We start from the raw sequence: 20,113 nt of genomic DNA on the forward strand, positions 1-20,113 counted from the left end.
CAATCGCCGAATTCAGCACCAGAGCTGGGACCAGACCCAGAAAAACGGAAAAGTGAGCCAGTTCGTCTCCGCCCTTTGAATCCGGCATTCGATGGCGCGCCTGATATTGGCCAGGGTGGCGCCCTCATAGTTTTTGCCGCTTGCCAGGTAATGCAGCGAAGTCGACAGAAACCTGTCGATCTCTTCGCGGACCAGGTGAGCGTATATCTTGGGGAACTGATCCAGCGCCCGGATTTTCATCCTGTCCAGGTGGATGGTGAACCGGCTGATCAACTGGCATCGCCGGATGAATTCCCGGCCCCTTGCGGTATCGCGCCCGCCGAGTGCGGCGACACCGTCGGAGCGCAGTTTTCGCGCCAGTCCCTGCCTGGGTGCCCGCTGCTGCCGGATGTTCCACAAAGTGCGCCCGTACTCGGTCAGGAGCTTGCCGACATTCGACGGGCCGAGCGGTGTGTAAATGCCCAGCAGTTCCACCTGCGGCCGCAACGAGGCGCGCCGCTGCCTTGCGGCCGGGCGCTCGGCCGGGTGGCTGTCCGAATGCGAAAAGATGCCCGCCCGGCGGAGCGCGGCGCCATTGCCGTCATGGGCGTCACGGGCGTGGTAGGCGTGGTGGGCGACCCGGTTGTCGGTCAGCTCTTCCGATAGTCGGATCAGTTCGGGATCCATCGACATGTTCTGCGGCGTCGAGCCGTGTTGCGCGGCCGGCATCGGCACTGCCGGCATGCGGGCCGGGAATATTGCGGGGTTTGCAACGATGGCGGCTGGAATGAGCATGGGTTTCTCCGTGGTGTCCGCCATCTTGTTTCGGACGAATCCGGCGGTCCCGCAAAGGAGCCGAAAACGGGCGGACCCGTGCGAAAAACGGGCTGTATGCCGGCTCGGCAAGCCCGCATACCTCGGATATAGTCATGCCGCAGTTGCCGACCGAAGCAACTGTCCCACCCAGCCCCAGCGGCCAACCTCACGCCGTCCATCCCGCCAGGAGACCCAACATGAAAGTCAGCGACATCCTCCGCGTCAAGGGCAACACGCTTTTCACCGTCGAGCCCGACGACTCCCTGGCGAAGGCGGTCGAGATCATGTCCGAGCGCGACATCGGCTCGCTGGTGGTGATGGAACATGGCGATCTGGTCGGCATGCTCACCTTCCGTGAAGTCATCCAGACCATCGTCGGCAACGGCAACACGGTGGGCAGCAAGCTGGTGCGCAGCGCCATGGACGACGCACCGCTGACCTGCACCCCCGAGACCGAACTCGACGAGGTGCGCCGCATGATGCTGGAACGCCATGCGCGTTACCTGCCGGTGCTCAACCAGCGCATGCTGATGGGTGTCATCAGTTTCTACGACGTCGCCAAGGCAGTGGTCGACAGCCAGAATTTCGAGAACAAGATGCTCAAGGCCTATATCCGCGACTGGCCGGCCGACGAAGAGCAGACCGGCTGAGAAAGCGCGGTCGGCGGGCCGGGGATAATCCGGCCCATGAGCGGCAATACATTCGGAAAATTATTCGCGGTCACCAACTTCGGTGAATCCCACGGCCCGGCCATCGGCTGCGTGATCGACGGCTGCCCGCCCGGCATGGAACTGAGCGAGGCCGACATCCAGGTCGAGCTCGACCGCCGCCGGCCCGGCACCAGCCGGCACGTCACCCAGCGCAACGAGCCCGATTCGGTCGAGATCCTCTCCGGCGTCTATCAGGGCCGCACCACCGGCACCCCGATCGCGCTGCTGATCCGTAACGCCGACCAGCGCAGCAAGGACTATTCGGCCATCGCAGAGACCTTCCGCCCCGGCCATGCCGACTACACCTACTGGCACAAGTTCGGTATCCGCGACCCGCGCGGCGGCGGCCGTTCGTCTGCCCGCCTGACCGCACCCACGGTGGCGGCCGGCGCAGTGGCTCGCAAGTGGCTGGCCGAACACCACGGCATCACGCTGCGCGGCTGCATGACCCAGATCGGCGAACTGCCCATCGGTTTCGAGGACTGGTCCCATGTGCCGAACAACCCCTTCTATGCGCCGGTGGCCGACGTGTCGGCGCTGGAAGACTACATGGACGCCCTGCGCAAGGCGGGCGATTCGTGCGGCGCCCGCCTGCGGGTGATGGCCCACGGCGTGCCGGTGGGTTGGGGCGAGCCGCTCTACGACAAGCTCGACGCCGACATTGCCTTCGCCATGATGGGCCTCAACGCGGTGAAGGGCGTCGAGATCGGCGCCGGTTTTGCCAGCGTCTCCCAGCGCGGCACGGTGCATGGCGATTCGATGCGGCCCGAAGGTTTCGCCAGCAACAACGCCGGCGGCGTGCTGGGCGGCATCAGCACCGGGCAGGACATCGACGTGTCCATCGCCATCAAGCCGACCAGTTCCATCATCAGCCCGCGCGAGTCGATCGACGTCAACGGCAATCCGGTGGACGTGGTGACCAAGGGCCGCCACGACCCTTGCGTCGGCATCCGCGCCACGCCCATCGCCGAGGCGCTGCTGGCGCTGGTGCTGATCGACCATGCGCTGCGGCACCGCGCCCAGTGCGGCGATGTGCAAGCCGCGGCCGCAGAGCCGATTCGCGCATCGCTGCTGTAATTCGAGGGTCCGGGTAAACCCCCGGATCAGCGGCCGATCTGCCGCTTTCCTAAAATAGCGCCCCCACGCACGAGAGAAGAACATCCCATGAACGCCCCCATCGCGGCGGCCACGCTGCTGGCAAATGCAGACAGGCCCGCCCGCCTGCGCGAAATTCCGTACAACTACACCTCGTTCTCCGACCGCGAGATCGTGATCCGCCTGCTGGGCGCGCCCGCCTGGGACACGCTGCAGCAGTTGCGCAGCGAACGCCAGACCGGCCGATCCGCCCGCATGCTGTACGAGGTCCTGGGCGACATCTGGGTGGTGCAGCGCAATCCCTATCTGCAGGACGACCTGCTGGACAATCCGCGTCGCCGCGGCCAACTGGTCGAAGCCCTGCGCCACCGGCTGGCCGAGGTGAGCAAACGCCGCACCCCGGTCAGCGACCCCGGCCGCGATGCCCTGGTGGGTGATCTGCTGAAGGGCGTGGAGGGCGCCATCAGCGCCTTCGCCAACGACTTCGACGCGGTGGCCGGACTGCGCAGGCAGGCGCAGCGCAGCCTGGGCAAACTCACCGCCAAGGACAACATCAAGTTCGACGGCCTGTCGCGTGTCTCGCATGTGACCGACGCCACCGACTGGCGTGTCGAATATCCGTTCGTGGTGCTGACACCGGACACCGAGGAAGAGATGGCCGGCCTGGTCAAGGGCTGCATCGACCTGGGGCTGACCATCATTCCGCGCGGAGGCGGCACCGGCTACACCGGCGGCGCCATTCCGCTGACCTGGAAGAGCGCGGTCATCAACACCGAGAAGCTCGAGCAGATGACCGAGGTCGAGATGCGCGATCTTCCGGGCGTGGACCATCCGGTGCCGACCATCTGGACTGGCGCGGGTGTGGTCACCCAGCGTGTGGCCGATGCCGCCGAGCGCGGCGGTTTTGTCTTCGCGGTCGACCCGACTTCTGCCGAAGCATCCTGCGTAGGCGGCAACGTGGCGATGAACGCCGGCGGCAAGAAGGCCGTGTTGTGGGGCACGGCGCTGGACAACCTGGCGTCCTGGCGCATGGTGACGCCCGATGCGCAGTGGCTGGAAGTGACCCGCATCGGCCACAACCTGGGCAAGATCCACGACATCGAAGAAGCGGTCTTCGAACTGCAGTATTTCGAGGCCGACGGCAGGACACCGATCCGCACCGAACGCCTGGCAATTCCCGGCAGGACCTTCCGCAAGGAAGGCCTGGGCAAGGACGTGACCGACAAGTTTTTGTCGGGCCTGCCGGGCATCCAGAAAGAAGGCTGCGACGGCCTGATCACCAGCGCCCGATGGGTGGTGCACCGCATGCCGGAACATGTGCGTACCGTGTGCCTGGAGTTCTTCGGCAATGCCAAGGACGCGGTGCCCAGCATTGTGGAGATCAAGGACTTCATGTTCGCCGAGCAGAAACGCACCGGCGTGCTGCTGGCCGGCCTGGAGCACCTGGACGACCGTTACCTGAAGGCCGTGGGTTACGCCACCAAGAGCAAACACCACGGCGGCCTGCCGAAGATGGTGCTGTTCGGCGACATCGTCGGCGACAGCCCCGACGACGTTGCGCGAGCCACATCTGAAGTGGTGCGTATCGCCAACTCGCGCAGCGGTGAGGGTTTTATCGCCATCAGCCCCGAAGCCCGCAAGAAGTTCTGGCTGGACCGCAAACGCACGGCCGCCATCAGCAAACACACCAACGCCTTCAAGATCAACGAAGACGTGGTGATCCCGCTGCCTCGCATGGCCGAATACACCGACGGCATCGAGCGCATCAACATCGAGCTGTCGCTGACCAACAAACTCAAGCTGGTCGACGCGCTGCAGGACTTCTTCGCCAACGGCAACCTGCCGCTGGGCAAGAGCGACGACGCCAACGACATTCCGTCGGCCGAACTGCTGGAAGACCGCGTGGCGCAGGCGCTGGGCCTGCTGGCAGAAGTGCGTGCCGAATGGCAGGGTTGGTTCGACGGTGTCGAGACCCTGTTGCCGCAACTGCAGGACCATTCGCTGCGCGCCAGCTGGAAGACGCAGATCCGCGCGCCGTTGCAGCAGATCTTCAGCGGCGCGGCCTTCGTGCCATTGCTGGACGAAGTGACGGCCATCCACAAGCGCGTGCTCAAGGGTCGTGTGTGGGTGGCATTGCACATGCATGCCGGCGACGGCAATGTGCACACCAACCTGCCGGTGAACAGCGACGACTACGAGATGCTGCAGGCTGCCCACGGCGCGGTCGACCGCATCATGGTGCTGGCTCGCAGCCTGGACGGGGTGATCTCCGGCGAACACGGCATCGGCATCACCAAGCTCGAATACCTGACCGACGCCGAGCTGCGTCCGTTCGCCGATTACAAACGCCGGGTCGACCCGGAAGGCCGTTTCAACAAGGGCAAGCTGCTGCGCACATCGCTGGGCGAGGCGCAGGCCGCCGAAGGTCTGGCGCACGCCGATCTGACCGGCAACTTCAGCCTGCTAGCCGACCTGAGCAACGCCTACACGCCGAGCTTCGGCCTGATGGGCCACGAGTCGCTGATCCTGCAACAGAGCGACATCGGCGCCATCGCCACCAGCGTCAAGGACTGCCTGCGCTGCGGCAAGTGCAAGCCGGTGTGCGCCACCCACGTGCCGCGCGCCAACCTGCTGTATTCGCCCCGCAACAAGATCCTGGCGACCTCGCTGCTGGTCGAGGCTTTCCTGTACGAAGAGCAGACCCGGCGCGGTGTGAGCATCAAGCACTGGGAAGAGTTCGAGGATGTGGCCGATCACTGCACCGTGTGCCACAAGTGCGTGACGCCGTGCCCGGTCAACATCGACTTCGGCGACGTGTCGATGAACATGCGCAACCTGCTGCGCAAGATGGGCCAGAAGAGCTTCCGGCCTGGCAATGCGGCGGCCATGATGTTCCTGAACGCCACCAACCCCGAGACCATCAAGCTGGTGCGCGGCGCGATGGTGGGCGTGGGTTTCAAGGCGCAGCGTCTGGCCAACAACGTGCTGCGCGGTTTTGCCAGCAAACAGGTGAAGGCGCCGCCCGCAACGGTCGGCGCTGCCCCGATCCGCGAGCAGATCGTGCACTTCATCAACAAGAAGATGCCGGGCAACCTGCCGAAGAAGACGGCGCGTGCGCTGCTCGACATCGAGGACCGCGACTACGTGCCGATCATCCGCAACCCGAAGGCCACCACCTCGGAGTCGGAAGCGGTCTTCTACTTCCCGGGCTGCGGCTCGGAGCGCCTGTTCAGCCAGGTCGGTTTGGCCACGCAGGCGATGCTGTGGCATGCCGGTGTGCAGACCGTGCTGCCGCCGGGTTACCTGTGCTGCGGTTATCCGCAGAAGGGCAGCGGCCAGTTCGATGCGGCCGACAAGATCATCACCGACAACCGGGTGTTGTTCCACCGCGTGGCCAACACGCTGAACTACCTGGACATCAAGACAGTGGTGGTCAGCTGCGGCACCTGCTACGACCAGCTGCAGGGCTACGAGTTCGAGAAGATCTTCCCGGGCTGCCGGATCATCGACATCCACGAATACCTGCTCGAAAAAGGCATCACGCTGGAAGCCGGCGGCGCCTATCTGTACCACGACCCCTGCCATACGCCGATGAAGCTGCAGGACCCGATGAAGACGGTGAAGGCGCTGGTCGGCGACAACGTTCTGAAGAACGAACGCTGCTGCGGCGAATCCGGCACCTTCGGCGTGACCCGGCCGGACATCGCCACCCAGGTGCGTTTCCGCAAGGCCGAAGAACTGCAGAAGGGCGAGGCCGCGATCAAGGCCAAGGCCGAGCTGCCGGCCGATGCAGACGTCAAGATCCTGACCAGTTGCCCGAGCTGTCTGCAAGGCCTGAACCGCTACCGCGCCGACCTGACCAGCGGCCTTCTCGAGGCCGACTACATCGTGGTCGAAATGGCCCGCAAGATTCTGGGCGAGGACTGGATGCCAAACTACGTGGCTGACGCCAATCGTGGCGGTATCGAAAGGGTCCTGGTTTGACCACCGGTCTTGCTGAAGTGAAAAAAGTGCCCGGCTGCCCGCTGTGCGAAACCGAAGGCGGCGTGCTGGTCTGGGCGGGCGCGCGATTCCGCCTGATCCGTGCGGAAGAGGCCGGTTTCCCGGCTTTCTACCGGGTGGTCTGGACCGACCACGTGGCCGAGTTTTCCGACCTCTCCACCGCCGACCGCACGCTGTGCATGGAGGCGGTGGCACTGGTCGAGCGGGTGCTGCGCAGCGAACTGCGGCCCGAGAAGATCAACCTCGCCGCACTCGGCAACATGGTGGCCCACCTGCACTGGCATGTGATCGCCCGGTTCGAGGACGACAGTCATTTCCCGGGCTCGGTCTGGGCGTCGCCGCTGCGCGACCGCGACACTGCCCACGAAACCGCCCTGGCGCGTCGCATGCCCGCGGTCGATGCCGCGCTGGCCGCCCGATTTGCAGCAACCTTCGCCCAGTCGGCGTTGCCCTTCTGATGAAGACTCCCACCTCGCTCACCCTGCACGCCCGCTCGAAAGTGCTTGAAGTCGCCTTCGCCGACGGTGCGGTCTTTCGCCTGCCGTTCGAGTTGCTGCGGGTGTATTCGCCTTCCGCCGAAGTGCAGGGCCACGGCCCCGGCCAGGAAACGCTGCAGACCGGCAAACGGAACGTGGCGATCATCGCGCTCGACCCGGTGGGCAACTACGCGGTCAAGCCGAGTTTTTCGGACGGCCACGACACCGGACTCTTCACCTGGGACTACCTCTACGAACTGGGATCCGCGCAGGACGAGCGCTGGGCCCGCTACGAACAGCGGCTGGCCGAAGCCGGCGTCGATCGCGATGCGCCCATGCCGGGCAAACGTTCAGGCGGCGGCTGCGGTTGATCCGCGCTTGAAAACCATCCAGCCGACCCCGACTTCGGTCTCGGGTTCGCCTTCACATTCCCGTTACGGACTACAGGGTATGCACCTCAATCCGTCCTCCGTCGCCTAGCATCACATCTATGAGCACCACCCATTTCGGTTTCCAGACAGTCGACGAACAGGAAAAGGCCCGCCGTGTGCGGGGCGTGTTCGACGCGGTGGCGCCCAAGTACGACGTCATGAACGACCTGATGTCGGCCGGCCTGCACCGCGCCTGGAAGGCCTACACGGTGCTGGTCGCGGACCTGAAAGAGGGGCACAAGGTGCTCGACATCGCAGGCGGCACCGGCGACATGGCGATGGCTTTCTCGAAGAAGGTCGGCAGCACCGGGGAAGTGGTGCACACCGACATCAACGCGGCCATGCTTTCGACCGGGCGCGATCGCCTGCTGGACGCCGGCATCAGCCTGCCGACGGCGGTGTGCGATGCCGAGCAGCTGCCGTTTCCCGATGCGTATTTCGACCGTGTCTGCGTGGCGTTCGGCCTGCGCAACATGACCCACAAAGACCGCGCGCTGGCCGAGATGTGCCGCGTGCTGAAGCCCGGCGGCAAGCTGCTGGTGCTCGAATTTTCGCAAGTGGCGCAGCCGCTGCGAAAGGCCTACGACTGGTACTCCTTCAACATCCTGCCGCGCCTAGGGCGCCTGGTGGCAGGTGACGAAAGCAGCTACCGGTACCTGGCCGAATCCATCCGCATGCATCCCCCGCAAAAAGAACTCAAAGAGCTGATGCGCAATAGCGGCTTCGGCCATGTGGACTATCACAACATGACGGGTGGCATCGCCGCGCTTCATGTTGGAATCAAGTGCTGAGGATCAGGTTCGCCTGAGTCCGTTTCCAGAAGAAAAGGAAGACCCGAGATGATGAAGTTGTTGTCCGCGTTACTGGTCGGTGTGCTGTTCTTCGGAAGCATCGACGCAGAAGCCGCCAGACGTTTTGGCGGCGGTGGCTCGATGGGCCGCCAGTCGTCCAACGTGACGCAGCGCCAGGCCGCGCCGCAAGCGCCTGCTTCGGCACCACAGAACACTACCAGCAACGCTGCCGCGGCTCGCCCGGCGCCGCCTGCTGCCACGCCGCCGGCCGCCGCGCCGCGACGTCCTTGGATGGGCATGCTGGGTGGCCTCGCCGCCGGCCTGGGCCTGGCGTGGCTGGCGCATTCGCTGGGCATGGGCGGCGCCTTCGGCCAGGTGCTGATGTTCCTGCTGCTGGCCGTCGTGGTCATCGGCGCCATCAGTTTCTTCATGCGTCGGCGCAACGGCAACGGCAATGGCGGCAACCAGGGCGGTTATGCGTTCCAGGGTGCCGGCGCTTCGCCTGCCTCGGCTGAAACGCCCCGCCAGTACAACCCGCACAACATCGGCAACGATGCTTCGGCACGGCCTTTCGAAGCCACTCCGGCCGCTTTCGATGCACGTCCTGCCGAAGGCGCTTCGGGTGGTGTGGTCATCGGCTCGTCGCTGGGCAGTGCCGCGCAGGCATCGTCCACGCTGTCGGGTTCGCAGAGCTGGGGTGTGCCGGCCGACTTCGACGCCGACGGTTTCCTGACTGCGGCCAAACGCAACTTCGTGTTGTTGCAGGACGCCTGGGACCGTTCCGACATCTCCACCTTGCGCACCATGATGACCGACGGCATGGTCGAAGAGATCAAGGCGCAGCTGGCCGAGCGTGAGGCGCAATCCGGCGGCAAGCCCAACAAGACCGAAGTGGTCATGCTCGAATCGCGCCTGCTGGGGATCGAGGACGCCGGTGGCGACTACCTCGCCAGCGTCGAGTTCTCGGGTGTCATCAAGGAGGACCCGTCGTCCGGCCCGAGCCCGTTCCGCGAAGTTTGGAACATGGCCAAGCCGAAGGACGGCCGCAGCGGCTGGCTCGTGGCGGGTGTCCAGGCATTGCAATAGGACACAGCTGGCCGTGCGCAGCGCGGCTTTCCATGAATAATCGGGGACTATGGATAAAACCAAGTCCCCGTTTTCTTTTTTCGACGGCTTTCTCGACAAGCTCGGTGCCGTGCAGCCTCCCCGCTGGATGCAGGACGAGGCGCAACACCGGCTGGTGCTGCTGCTGAACCATGTGCTGCAGCAGGAACCCGAGGCCATGGCCCGCCTGGCGCGGCAGAAGTCGCGGGTGGCGCTGATGCAGTGGCGGCGTTTCACGCTGCGGCTGCAGGCCACACCGGCCGGTTTGCTCGACATCGCACCCGACGGCCTGGTGCCCAACCTCACGCTCACCATCACCGAGGAGTCACCGCTGACGTTGGCGCAGGCCGCCATCCGTGGCGACAAGCCGGCGGTGCGTATCGAAGGTGACGTGCAGTTCGCGGCCGAGATCAACTGGCTGGTCGACCACGTGCGCTGGGATCTTGAAGAAGACCTGGCACGTCTGGTGGGCGACACACCCGCGCATTACGCCGCAACCGCGACCCGCAAGATGGCCGAAGCCTTGCGTGGTTTCGTTTCACGCCGCGGTGCACCACCGGCCGACACCTCTTCCAGCAACGCCACCAGCACTCCCGGCGACCGACCTCTCTAGGCTGACATGACTCGTTTTCTCCGGGGCCTGGCCATTATCTGGATCGCCCTGCGCTACGGGCTGGACGAACTGGTCCTGTCCAGTTTCCGCCAGCCGTGGTTGCGTACCTTCACCCGTATCGTCACTGTCGGCCGCAAGCTCGACGCGCCCCGCGGCCAGCGCCTGCGCGAGGCGCTGGAAACCCTGGGTCCCATCTACGTGAAGCTGGGCCAGGTGCTGTCGACCCGGCGCGATCTGCTGCCCGCCGACGTCGCCGAGGAACTGGCCTTCCTGCAGGACCGGGTGCCGCCGTTCCCGGTCGAGGTGGCGGTGGCCATCATCGAGAAAGCCTTCCGCAAGCCCATCGACAGCGTCTTCGTGTCGTTCGAACGGGTGCCGGTCGCCAGTGCGTCCATCGCCCAGGTCCACTTCGCGGTGCTGCGCGACCGCAACGGCGTGGAACGCGAGGTGGCCGTGAAGGTACGCCGGCCCGGCATGCTCGCCGCCATCGAGAAAGACCTGGCGCTGATGGCCATGACGGCCGGCTGGGTCGAGAACCTGTCGGCCGACGGCAAACGCCTGAAACCGCGTGAAGTGGTCGGCGAGTTCAACAAGTACCTGCACGACGAACTCGACTTCATCCGGGAAGCCGCCAACGCTGCGCAACTGCGCCGCAACATGACCGGCCTCGACCTGGTGCAGGTGCCGGAGATCTTCTGGGACTTCTGCCACCCCGACGTGCTGGTGATGGAGCGCATGAAGGGCGTGCCCATCAACCAGGTCGAGCGCCTGGTCGGTGCCGGAGTGGACATGAAACGCCTGGCGCGCGACGGCGTGACGCTGTTCTTCACCCAGGTGTTCCGCGACGGTTTCTTCCATGCCGACATGCACCCCGGCAACATCCAGGTGAGCATCGATCCGCAGTCGCTGGGCCGTTACGTGTTGCTCGACTTCGGCATCGTCGGCACCCTGACCGAGTTCGACAAGGACTACCTGGCGCAGAACTTCACCGCCTTCTTCCGGCGTGACTACAAACGGGTGGCCGAACTGCACGTGGAGTCGGGCTGGGTGCCCAAACACACCCGCATCGACGAACTCGAATCGGCCATCCGCGCGGTGTGCGAACCTTATTTCGACCGGCCGCTCAAGGAGCTGTCGCTTGGCATGGTGTTGATGCGGCTGTTCCAGACCTCACGCCGTTTCCAGGTCGAGATCCAGCCGCAACTGGTGCTGCTGCAGAAGACCCTGCTCAACATCGAAGGCCTGGGCCGCCAGCTCGACCCGGACCTGGACCTGTGGAGCACGGCCAAGCCTTTCCTCGAAAAATGGATGCTCGACCAGATCGGCCCGAAGAAGCTGCTGACCGCGCTGCGCGACCAGGCGCCGCATTACGCCAAGCTGCTGCCCGAACTCCCGCGCCTGCTGCACGACTACCTTCAGCGCAAGCAGGTCGACCCGTACCAGCAGCAGCTCAGCGAGGAATTGCTGAAGGCCCAGCAGCGCACCAACCGCCTGCTGCAGCGCCTGATCTACGGTGGCACGGGATTTGTATTGGGTTTGCTGGTGATGCAGATCGTGATACGGATCCGCGTCTTCTGACCCCGGCGGCCGAGGCCGCCTTTTTTGTACCCCCGCCACATTCGTAGGAGCGCCACGTGCTGTTGACACTGGTTTTTGCGTACCTTCTCGTGACCATCGCCATCGGCCTGGTGGCCGCCCGGCGGGTGAAGAACACCGCCGATTTCGCCATCGCCGGCCGAGGCCTGCCGCTGGCGATGATCGTCACCACCACCTTCGCCACCTGGTTCGGGTCCGAGACGGTGCTGGGCATTCCGGCACGGTTCGTCCAGGGCGGCCTCAACGGCGTGGTCGAGGACCCCTTCGGTGCCGGCACCTGCCTGATCCTGGTCGGGCTGTTCTTCGCCGGCAAGCTTTACCGCATGTCGCTGCTGACCATCAGCGACTATTACCGCGAACGCTACGGCCGCGCGGTCGAGGTGGTGTGTTCGCTGATCATCATGCTCAGCTATCTGGGCTGGGTGTCGGCGCAGGTCACCGCCCTGGGGCTGGTGTTCAACCTGCTGTCAGGCGATGTCATTCCGGTGCCAGCCGGCATGGTGATCGGCGTGGTTTCCATCCTGGCCTACACCCTGTTCGGCGGCATGTGGTCGGTAGCCATCACCGACTTCATGCAGATGATCATCCTGGTGGTGGGCCTGGCCATCCTGGCGGTGTTCGCCGGCAACATGGCGGGCGGTGCCGACAGGGTGATCGATCTCGCACTCAGCAAGGACCTGTTCAAGTTCTGGCCCGAACCCTCGCTGCACGACATGCTGTTCTTCTTCGCTGCCGCCATCACCATGATGCTGGGCTCCATCCCCCAGCAGGACGTGTTCCAGCGGGTGATGTCGGCCAACGGAATCAAGGCCGCCACCCGCGGCCCGGTGATCGGCGGCGTCTGCTACATCCTGTTCGCCTTCGTGCCGATGTTCCTGGTGGTCAGCGCGCTCATCGTCATGCCTGAACGCGCCCACGCGCTGCTGGCCGAAGACCCGCAGAAGATCCTGCCGACGCTGGTGATGGAACACATGCCTTTCGTGATGCAGGTGCTGTTCTTCGGCGCGCTGCTGTCGGCCATCAAGTCGACCGCTTCGGCCACGCTGCTGGCGCCCAGCGTCACCTTCACCGAGAACATCTGGCGGCAGTTCCGCCCGGGCGGAACCGACCGGCAGAACCTGCGCACCATGCGCATCACCGTGCTGGTGTTCAGCGTGTGTGTGCTGGCTTATGCGATTGCGAGCCGCGGCACCTCCATCTACGAGATGGTGTCGAGCGCCTACCAGGTCACCCTGGTCGGCGCATTCGTGCCCTTGCTGGCGGGCCTTTACTGGAAACGCGCCACCACGCAGGGCGCGCTGCTGTCCATCGTGCTGGGCCTGATAGCCTGGGTGGCTTGCCTCGCGACACCGGCAGGCGAGGTGGTGCCGGCCCAGTTCGCCGGCCTGCTCGGCGCCGTCGTCGGCATGCTGGCGGGCTCCCTCGCGCCGCAGGGCATCGCCCATCGGCAGACACCGCACCGGCCGGTCGAAGGACTGTCCTGACAAGCACACGCCGGCCAGGTCCGAACGGCTGCGAGGGGTGCCGGCCGCCCATATAATTGCGGGTTTTCTTCTAGCGTTCCGCAAGCGCCGCTCAGCGCGCCCTGCCTTTTTCGACCCCCACCAAGCCATGCCCCTTTACGCCTACAAGTGCGAATCCTGCGGCTTTGCCAAAGATGCGCTCCAGAAGATGTCGGACGCACCGCTGACCGTCTGCCCCAACTGCGGCAAGGACACCTTCCGCAAGCAGGTCACTGCTGCAGGTTTCCAGCTGAAAGGCTCCGGCTGGTACGTCACCGATTTCCGCGGCGGCAACGGCGCCACCGGCGCTCCGGCCGTGGCCAAGTCCGAAGGCGGGGAGGGCGGATCGAGCGCTGCACCGGCTTCCGCCGCGGCGCCCGCCGCCAGCGCCTCGCCAGCGCCTGCTGCCGCACCGGCGCCTGCCCCGGCCGCGACACCGGCCAAGAAAGATTGAGCCCTGCATGAACGCGCTTCGTAAATGGCTGTTCGCCGGCCTGCTGGTGATCGTTCCCCTGGGCATCACCGTCTGGGTGCTGAACTGGGTCATCGCACTGCTCGACCAGACCTTGCTGATCCTGCCCGCCGCCTGGCAGCCGGATCGCCTGCTGGGTGTCCACGTGCCCGGTTTCGGTGTGGTGCTGGCCTTGCTCATCCTGCTGATCGTGGGTGCCATCACCAGCAACTTCGTCGGCAAGAAGCTGGTGCGCTGGGGCGATGCCCTGCTGGGCCGCATTCCGGTGGTGCGATCCATCTATTCGAGCGTCAAGCAGGTGTCCGACACGCTGTTCTCCGAAAGCGGCAACGCCTTCCGTACGGCGGTGCTGATCCAGTGGCCGCGCGAGGGCGTGTGGAGCATCGGTTTCGTCACCGGCTCGCCGGGCGGCGACGTGGCCACCTACCTGCGGGAAGACTTCCTGAGCGTTTACGTGCCCACCACCCCCAATCCCACGGGCGGCTACTTCGTCATGTTGCGCCGCAGCGACTGCATCGAGCTCGACATGAGCGTCGACGAAGCCCTGAAATACATCGTCTCCATGGGCGTGGTCGTGCCGGTCGGCCCCACCCGTCCTTCCCCTTCCCTGACAGCCTGACGCGCCCTTTCGAGGCGCCGGAAATAGATCTCATGGCCATGCGTTCCCACTACTGCGGTCTCGTGACCGAAGCCCTGATGGGCGAAACCGTTTCCCTGTGCGGCTGGGTCAACCGCCGACGCGACCACGGCGGCGTCATCTTTGTCGACCTGCGCGACCGCGAGGGCTCGGTGCAGGTGGTCTGCGACCCCGACCGCGCCGACACCTTCGCCGTCGCCGAAGAAGTGCGAAACGAGTTCTGCGTGCGCATCACCGGTGTGGTCCGCGCCCGTCCCGAAGGCACGGTCAACGACAACCTCAAGAGCGGCAAGATCGAAGTGCTGGCGCATTCGCTCGAAGTGCTGAACGCCTCGGTCACACCGCCGTTCCAGATCGACGACGAAAACCTGTCCGAAACCACCCGGCTCACGCACCGCGTGCTCGACCTGCGCCGCCCGTACATGCAGCGCAACCTGATGCTGCGCTACAAGGTGGCGATGGAAGTCCGCAAGTTCCTCGACAGCAACGGCTTCGTGGACATCGAGACACCCATGCTTACCAAGAGCACACCCGAAGGCGCGCGTGATTATCTGGTGCCGAGCCGTGTGCACGACGGCCACTTCTTCGCGCTGCCGCAGTCGCCCCAGCTGTTCAAGCAGTTGCTGATGGTGTCCGGCTTCGACCGTTACTACCAGATCACCAAGTGCTTCCGCGACGAAGACCTGCGCGCCGATCGCCAGCCTGAATTCACCCAGATCGATATCGAAACCTCCTTCATGACCGAGGAAGACATCCGGGCGATGTTCCAGGGAATGATCGAGACGGTGTTCAAGAACACCCTGGGCATCGACCTCGGCGAGTTCCCGGTCATGACCTACCAGGACGCCGCCTTCAGGTACGGCTCGGACAAGCCCGACCTGCGCGTCAAGCTCGAATTCACCGAGCTGACCGAGCTCATGAAGACGGTCGACTTCAAGGTCTTCGCCGGCGCCGCCAACATGAAGGGCGGCCGTGTGGTCGGCCTGCGCATCCCTGGCGGAGCTCGTGAATCCGGCGGCATGTCGCGCGGCGAGATCGACTCGTACACCGAGTTCGTCAAGATCTACGGCGCCAAGGGGCTGGCCTACATCAAGGTCAACGATGCTTCCAGGGGCCGTGAAGGCCTGCAGTCGCCCATCGTCAAGAACCTCGACGACGAGACCCTGACCAAGGTGCTGGCACTGACCGGCGCGCAGAGCGGCGACCTGATCTTCTTCGGCGCCGACAAGGAAAAGATCGTCAACGACGCCATCGGCGCGCTGCGCATCAAGATCGGCCACAGCGCCTACGGCAAGGCCAACGGCCTGTTCGAAGACCGCTGGGCGCCGCTGTGGGTGGTCGACTTCCCGATGTTCGAATACGACGAGGACGCCGACCGCTGGAACGCGGTGCACCACCCGTTCACCGCTCCCAAGGACGGCCACGAGGACTACATGGTCACCGACCCGGGCCGTGCCATCTCGAAGGGCTACGACATGGTGCTGAATGGCTGGGAAATGGGCGGCGGCTCGGTCCGTATCCACCGCGCCGACGTCCAGAAGAAGGTGTTCGACGCCCTGAAGATCACCCCGGAAGAAGCCCAGCAGAAGTTCGGTTTCCTGCTCGACGCGCTGCAATACGGCGCGCCGCCGCACGGTGGCCTGGCCTTCGGCCTGGACCGCATCGTCACCCTGATGACCGGCGCCGAATCCATCCGTGACGTGATCGCCTTCCCCAAGACCCAGCGCGCACAGTGCCTGCTGACCCAGGCCCCGAGCCTGGTCGACGAGAAGCAGCTGCGCGAGCTGCACATCCGCCTGCGCAACACCGCGCCGGCAGCCTGAGCGGCACGGGCGGTGGCTTGAAGCCGCCCAAGATCCCGCAGTCGGTGCTGGTGGTCATCCACACCGACGCGCTCGATGTGTTGCTGATCGAGCGCGCCGATTCGCCGGGTTTCTGGCAATCGGTCACCGGTTCGAAGGATTTCCCGGAGGAGTCCTTCGAATCCACCGCCGTCCGTGAAGTGTTCGAGGAAACCGGCATCGACACCGGATCGTCCGGCCATGTGCTGACCGACTGGCAGCTTGAAAACGTCTACACCATCTATCCGCAGTGGCGCCATCGTTATGCGGAGGGGGTGACGCAGAACACCGAGCATCTGTTCGGTCTGCGGGTGCCGGCGATCTTGCCGGTCAAGCTCAGTCCGCGCGAGCATGTCGACAGCGTCTGGCTGCCCTGGCGCGAGGCTGCTGAGCGTTGCTTTTCGCCGTCGAATGCCGAGGCCATCCTGCAATTGCCGGCTTTTGCCGGCCGCCGCCAGGCCGTCTAGACCGGAACCGGTGCCGACGGCACCGTGGGTTCAGGCGCTTCCGGCTGCCCGGTCGGCGCTGCGGACCCGACCGGCTCCGGTGGTGTGACCGTCACCGCCTCTGCTGCCGGTGCCGGCACGCGCAGGCTGAGTCCGCCCGGCTGCCGGTGCCGGTCCTGCGACAGGGCCGCGCGCCGCGGTTGCGCGCCGCAGGCCTTGCGCAGCATCTCGACCTGTTCCCGCAGCGGCTCTGGATCGTCGATCTTGGCGATATGACGGGTCAGCATCTGCTGGGCGATATCGGCCAGCTTGCCGTTGAGTGTGCTGCGACCTGCCGCGATCAGCCCGAGCACCGCGCCGGTCGGGTCGCCGCCGAGGCTGAGCGCCATGGCGGTTTCGGCCATCTTGTTGATGCGCGCGTGGCTCAGCCGCAGCACCTCGGCATTGGGCGGATGGGCGACGCTGGCGCTGGCCAGCAGTTCGCCCAGGCTGCGCGAACTGGCGTAGCGCAGGCCGAGTTCGTCCACCCAGCGACTGCCTTCGTCGAGTTCGATCGAGGTGGCCGCCAGCACGGCCAGCAGGCCGGCCAGGTTGCAGGCGGCCTCGAAGTCGAATCCCGGTGTGCGGAGTTCGGCAGCCTGCTCGCGAACCGATTCGACCGCCGCGCCGAACTGGCGGGCACGGATGAGTTGCAGCGCGCCGACGATGGCTATGAAACGTTTCAGCCGGGTGTCGTCCGGCGCCTTCTCGCGCAGCCGCGCGAAGTCGGACATGCAGCGGTCCAGTCCCTTGCGGTCGCCTTGCTGGAAACAGGAGAACCCCAGCAACACCAGCGACTGCGCATCGAACATCTTCGAGTCGCCGCCCACGATGGCGGCCTTGGACAGCATCCTGGCAGCGGTCTCGCGGTCGCCCATGTAGTACGCCATCATTCCGTACTTCTGCAGCCGGACCACCGAGCCCGGCGTGAGCTCGGCGGCCAGCTTGTAGGTTTGCAGGGCTTCGTCGAACTTGCCGAGTTCGACCTGGGCGCTGCCCATCACGTCGTAGGCATCGGCAAAACTGGTGTCTTCGCCGGTCAGGCGTTCGAGCGTGTTGAGCGCACGCACCGTGTGGCCGGCTTCCATCTGTGCGCGCGCCACGCCGAGCTTTGCCCAGGGCAGGGTCTTGGCGGCGATGACGGCTTCGAACAGTTCCTGAGCCTCTTCGTGGCGCTGGGTACGCAGCAGAAGTTCGGTGCCGATGCGGGCGGCGTACAGCCAGTACGGCCCCCGGCTGCGGAAACGATCGATGCACAGCGCGGCCGCGCCGCTGAAGTCCGACGCCTCGATGGCGCTGAAGATGGGTTTGAGGTGAGCCTTGCGCAAGCGCGCCACGTGCAGGCGGTCGAACAGGGTGGCGGCGGTGAAGGGCTTGAGCAGGTAACCGTCGAGCGCCGATTCGGCCGCTTCTGCCACGCTGGAATAGGAGGCTTCGCTGGTGACCATGAAGAACACGGTCGAGAACGGCAGCAACTGGGCCCGCCGCAGGTCGTCGAGCAGCCCCTGGCCCGATTGCGCGCCGTCGTGGAACTGCTGTTCGCACAACACGAAGTCGTATTGCGTGTGCTCCAGTTTCATGCGGGCATCGATCACACGATGCACCTGCGCCACCCGCCCCACGCCGTAGTCGCGCAATTGCGAGACGATGATGCTGCGTGACGTCGGATTGCCGTCGATGACCAGCGCACGGGATTCGGAAATGGGCTGGAGGACGGGGTTGTTCATGGCTCTCGCAGGATTCTCGGGCGGCGCAGGTCGGGGCTGGCAAGGGCTGCATTCGCTTCAAGCAAAGCCCATGCCCATGCATGCTGCAAGCCAAATGGCTAGCGGATAACATCCGCGGATGCTACAGAAGGCCGATGACTCCATGACTGCAGACCAACCCGCACTTTCTCCACAAGACGAGGGCACGCCGGTATCCGTGAAGATCCGTGAACGGCTGCTGGCGGCGAAACACCGGTTCCATGCCAACGACAACATCGCGGAATTCATCGAGCCGGGAGAACTGGACCGGTTGCTCGAAGAGGTGCAGGGCAAGATGCAGTCGGTGCTCGACAGCCTGGTGATCGACACCGAGAACGACCACAACACGGCCGACACCGCGCGGCGCGTAGCCAAGATGTATGTCAAGGAAGTGTTCGGCGGCCGGTATGTCGAGGCGCCTCGCATCACCGAATTTCCCAATGTCGAACGGCTGAACGAACTGATGATCGTCGGCCCCATCACCGTGCGCAGCGCCTGCAGCCACCATTTCTGCCCGGTCATGGGGCGCATCTGGATCGGCATCCTGCCCAACGTCAGTTCCAACGTGCTGGGACTGTCGAAATACGCCCGCATCGTCGACTGGATCATGAACCGCCCGCAAATCCAGGAAGAAGCGGTGGTGCAGCTTGCCGACGTCATCGAGAAGAAGGTCCGGCCGGACGGCCTCGCCATCGTCATGGAGGCCAGCCACTTCTGCATGTCCTGGCGCGGCATCAAGGAAAACGACAGCAAGATGATCAACTCGGTCATGCGCGGCCAGTTCCTGAAGGACACCGCGCTGCGCCGGGAATTCCTCTCGCTGATTCCGCGTTGAGCATTTCGCCTTCGATGCAGTCGCAGCTGTTCGGCTGCGACTTTTCAAGCGCCCCCGGCAAACGAAAACCCATCGTCGTGGCGCGCGGCCAATTGCGCGGCTCGCAGGTGCTGCTCGACGGCCTGGATCGCTTCGAAACCCTGGACGGCTTCGCGGCCTGGCTCGCGGCGCCCGGCCGATGGATAGGCGGATTCGACCTGCCGTTCGGCCTGCCTCGGCCGCTGCTCGAATCGCTGGGTTGGCCGCTCGAATGGGCTGCCAGCATGGATTATTACGCCCGCCTCTCGCGCGATCAGATCCGCGACACCTTCGCCGCCTTCTGCGATGCGCGGCCGGTCGGCGGCAAGTTCGCCCATCGCCTGACCGACGGCCCGGCCGGTTCCAGCCCGTCGATGAAGTGGGTCAATCCGCCGGTGGCCTTCATGCTGCATGCCGGTGTGCCGCTGCTGCGTGCCGCCGGTGCCCACCTGGCGGGTGTGCAGCCGCACGAGGGTGAGGCGGAAAAGGTGGCGCTCGAAGCCTACCCCGGCCTGCTGGCGCGGGCCGTCCTGGGCCGTCGCAGCTACAAGAGCGACGACAAGGCCAAGCAGACCGCCGACCGGCTGATCGCCCGCAAGGATCTGCTGGCCGCACTGGAAACCGGTGCGGCCAGCACGGTGGCCCTGCTGGGTGGCCTGCGGCTGAAGCTGCGCATGGCCCAGCACGACACATTGGTGGCCGACGCCAGCGGCGACAGCCTGGACGCCGTGCTATGCCTGCTGCAGGCAGCCTGGGCTGCCGGGCGCCATGCGGCCGGTGCCCCGCGTTACGGGCTGCCGGCCGAGGTGGATCTGCTCGAAGGCTGGATCGTCGGCGCGCCGTTGCCAGGCCCTGCCGCTCCGGTCTAGGCTCGACGCATGCCGCGTTTCCACTGCCTCGTGCCGCTTGTCCTGTCATGCCTCGCCGGCCTGTCGCAGGCGGCGCCTGCACCCTGGTACGAATGG

18 protein-coding genes are annotated in these 20,113 nt (G+C 65.3%); 16 read left to right on the top strand and 2 right to left on the bottom strand.

Going from position 1 to position 20,113, the window contains the following annotated elements:
• Window positions 1-12: 12 nt before the first annotated feature.
• The gene (locus AC3ANW_RS03665; RefSeq protein WP_488343847.1) at window positions 13-666 is read right to left on the bottom strand and encodes a hypothetical protein; all 654 of its coding nucleotides are present in this window, start codon (window positions 664-666) and stop codon (window positions 13-15) included.
• 326 nt (window positions 667-992) lie between these two features.
• Here AC3ANW_RS03665 and AC3ANW_RS03670 point away from each other — a divergent pair, with 326 nt between their 5' ends.
• From AC3ANW_RS03670 to nudB, 14 genes are all read left to right on the top strand, one after another.
• Entirely contained in the window at window positions 993-1,445 is a 453-nt protein-coding gene (locus tag AC3ANW_RS03670) for a CBS domain-containing protein (protein ID WP_488343848.1), read from the top strand.
• Window positions 1,446-1,481: 36 nt separating this feature from the next.
• Window positions 1,482-2,582, top strand: coding sequence for a chorismate synthase (gene aroC, locus AC3ANW_RS03675; protein WP_488343849.1), 1,101 nt, complete (start codon window positions 1,482-1,484; stop codon window positions 2,580-2,582).
• Window positions 2,583-2,669: 87 nt separating this feature from the next.
• On the top strand, window positions 2,670-6,584 hold the full coding sequence (locus AC3ANW_RS03680; RefSeq protein WP_488343850.1) for a DUF3683 domain-containing protein: 3,915 nt from the start codon (window positions 2,670-2,672) through the stop codon (window positions 6,582-6,584).
• 17 nt (window positions 6,585-6,601) lie between these two features.
• The gene (locus tag AC3ANW_RS03685; protein WP_488343851.1) at window positions 6,602-7,060 is read left to right on the top strand and encodes an HIT family protein; all 459 of its coding nucleotides are present in this window, start codon (window positions 6,602-6,604) and stop codon (window positions 7,058-7,060) included.
• Window positions 7,060-7,449 (top strand): gamma-butyrobetaine hydroxylase family protein, encoded by a 390-nt coding sequence (locus AC3ANW_RS03690; protein ID WP_488343852.1) that lies wholly within the window; start codon window positions 7,060-7,062, stop codon window positions 7,447-7,449. The genes AC3ANW_RS03685 and AC3ANW_RS03690 overlap by 1 nt, the downstream gene beginning before the upstream one ends.
• A 119-nt stretch (window positions 7,450-7,568) precedes the next feature.
• The gene (gene ubiE / locus AC3ANW_RS03695) at window positions 7,569-8,300 is read left to right on the top strand and encodes a bifunctional demethylmenaquinone methyltransferase/2-methoxy-6-polyprenyl-1,4-benzoquinol methylase UbiE (RefSeq protein ID WP_488343853.1); all 732 of its coding nucleotides are present in this window, start codon (window positions 7,569-7,571) and stop codon (window positions 8,298-8,300) included.
• 48 nt (window positions 8,301-8,348) lie between these two features.
• Window positions 8,349-9,386, top strand: a complete 1,038-nt coding sequence (locus AC3ANW_RS03700; protein WP_488343854.1) for a Tim44 domain-containing protein — start codon at window positions 8,349-8,351, stop codon at window positions 9,384-9,386.
• A gap of 49 nt (window positions 9,387-9,435) precedes the next feature.
• Window positions 9,436-10,017 (top strand): hypothetical protein, encoded by a 582-nt coding sequence (locus AC3ANW_RS03705; protein WP_488343855.1) that lies wholly within the window; start codon window positions 9,436-9,438, stop codon window positions 10,015-10,017.
• Window positions 10,018-10,023: 6 nt separating this feature from the next.
• A complete protein-coding gene (ubiB, locus tag AC3ANW_RS03710; RefSeq protein WP_488343856.1) occupies window positions 10,024-11,595 on the top strand; it encodes a ubiquinone biosynthesis regulatory protein kinase UbiB in 1,572 nt (523 codons plus the stop codon).
• Window positions 11,596-11,651: 56 nt separating this feature from the next.
• Window positions 11,652-13,097, top strand: coding sequence for a high affinity choline transporter 1 (locus AC3ANW_RS03715; protein ID WP_488343857.1), 1,446 nt, complete (start codon window positions 11,652-11,654; stop codon window positions 13,095-13,097).
• Window positions 13,098-13,224: 127 nt separating this feature from the next.
• Entirely contained in the window at window positions 13,225-13,569 is a 345-nt protein-coding gene (locus AC3ANW_RS03720) for an FmdB family zinc ribbon protein (RefSeq protein WP_488343858.1), read from the top strand.
• A gap of 7 nt (window positions 13,570-13,576) precedes the next feature.
• A complete protein-coding gene (locus tag AC3ANW_RS03725) occupies window positions 13,577-14,206 on the top strand; it encodes a DUF502 domain-containing protein (RefSeq protein WP_488343859.1) in 630 nt (209 codons plus the stop codon).
• A 32-nt stretch (window positions 14,207-14,238) separates the two neighbouring features.
• Complete coding sequence (gene aspS / locus AC3ANW_RS03730; RefSeq protein ID WP_488343860.1) at window positions 14,239-16,047, top strand: aspartate--tRNA ligase; 1,809 nt, start codon at window positions 14,239-14,241, stop codon at window positions 16,045-16,047.
• Window positions 16,048-16,064: 17 nt separating this feature from the next.
• Window positions 16,065-16,532, top strand: a complete 468-nt coding sequence (gene nudB, locus AC3ANW_RS03735; RefSeq protein ID WP_488343861.1) for a dihydroneopterin triphosphate diphosphatase — start codon at window positions 16,065-16,067, stop codon at window positions 16,530-16,532.
• On the opposite strand, the gene AC3ANW_RS03740 is transcribed toward nudB, so the two are convergent.
• Window positions 16,529-18,277, bottom strand: a complete 1,749-nt coding sequence (locus tag AC3ANW_RS03740) for a response regulator (protein ID WP_488343862.1) — start codon at window positions 18,275-18,277, stop codon at window positions 16,529-16,531. The two genes, nudB and AC3ANW_RS03740, sit on opposite strands and share 4 nt — an antisense overlap.
• Before the next feature lie 142 nt (window positions 18,278-18,419).
• On the opposite strand from AC3ANW_RS03740, the gene folE reads away from it, so the two are divergent.
• Together folE and AC3ANW_RS03750 are read left to right on the top strand one after the other, a co-directional pair.
• The gene (folE, locus tag AC3ANW_RS03745; protein ID WP_488343863.1) at window positions 18,420-19,130 is read left to right on the top strand and encodes a GTP cyclohydrolase I; all 711 of its coding nucleotides are present in this window, start codon (window positions 18,420-18,422) and stop codon (window positions 19,128-19,130) included.
• 14 nt (window positions 19,131-19,144) lie between these two features.
• Window positions 19,145-20,017, top strand: a complete 873-nt coding sequence (locus AC3ANW_RS03750) for a DUF429 domain-containing protein (RefSeq protein ID WP_488345350.1) — start codon at window positions 19,145-19,147, stop codon at window positions 20,015-20,017.
• The last annotated feature ends 96 nt before the right edge of the window (window positions 20,018-20,113 follow it).

It is taken from the genome of Xylophilus sp. PBN-3R, from assembly GCF_057747805.1.

Coding starts and splice junctions, on each gene's coding strand:
- AC3ANW_RS03665 (WP_488343847.1), bottom strand. CDS start 666: ATGGATCCCGAACTGATCCGACTATCGGAAGAGCTGACCGACAACCGG.
- AC3ANW_RS03670 (WP_488343848.1), top strand. CDS start 993: ATGAAAGTCAGCGACATCCTCCGCGTCAAGGGCAACACGCTTTTCACC.
- aroC (WP_488343849.1), top strand. CDS start 1,482: ATGAGCGGCAATACATTCGGAAAATTATTCGCGGTCACCAACTTCGGT.
- AC3ANW_RS03680 (WP_488343850.1), top strand. CDS start 2,670: ATGAACGCCCCCATCGCGGCGGCCACGCTGCTGGCAAATGCAGACAGG.
- AC3ANW_RS03690 (WP_488343852.1), top strand. CDS start 7,060: ATGAAGACTCCCACCTCGCTCACCCTGCACGCCCGCTCGAAAGTGCTT.
- ubiE (WP_488343853.1), top strand. CDS start 7,569: ATGAGCACCACCCATTTCGGTTTCCAGACAGTCGACGAACAGGAAAAG.
- AC3ANW_RS03700 (WP_488343854.1), top strand. CDS start 8,349: ATGATGAAGTTGTTGTCCGCGTTACTGGTCGGTGTGCTGTTCTTCGGA.
- AC3ANW_RS03705 (WP_488343855.1), top strand. CDS start 9,436: ATGGATAAAACCAAGTCCCCGTTTTCTTTTTTCGACGGCTTTCTCGAC.
- ubiB (WP_488343856.1), top strand. CDS start 10,024: ATGACTCGTTTTCTCCGGGGCCTGGCCATTATCTGGATCGCCCTGCGC.
- AC3ANW_RS03720 (WP_488343858.1), top strand. CDS start 13,225: ATGCCCCTTTACGCCTACAAGTGCGAATCCTGCGGCTTTGCCAAAGAT.
- AC3ANW_RS03725 (WP_488343859.1), top strand. CDS start 13,577: ATGAACGCGCTTCGTAAATGGCTGTTCGCCGGCCTGCTGGTGATCGTT.
- aspS (WP_488343860.1), top strand. CDS start 14,239: ATGGCCATGCGTTCCCACTACTGCGGTCTCGTGACCGAAGCCCTGATG.
- AC3ANW_RS03740 (WP_488343862.1), bottom strand. CDS start 18,277: ATGAACAACCCCGTCCTCCAGCCCATTTCCGAATCCCGTGCGCTGGTC.
- folE (WP_488343863.1), top strand. CDS start 18,420: ATGACTGCAGACCAACCCGCACTTTCTCCACAAGACGAGGGCACGCCG.
- AC3ANW_RS03750 (WP_488345350.1), top strand. CDS start 19,145: ATGCAGTCGCAGCTGTTCGGCTGCGACTTTTCAAGCGCCCCCGGCAAA.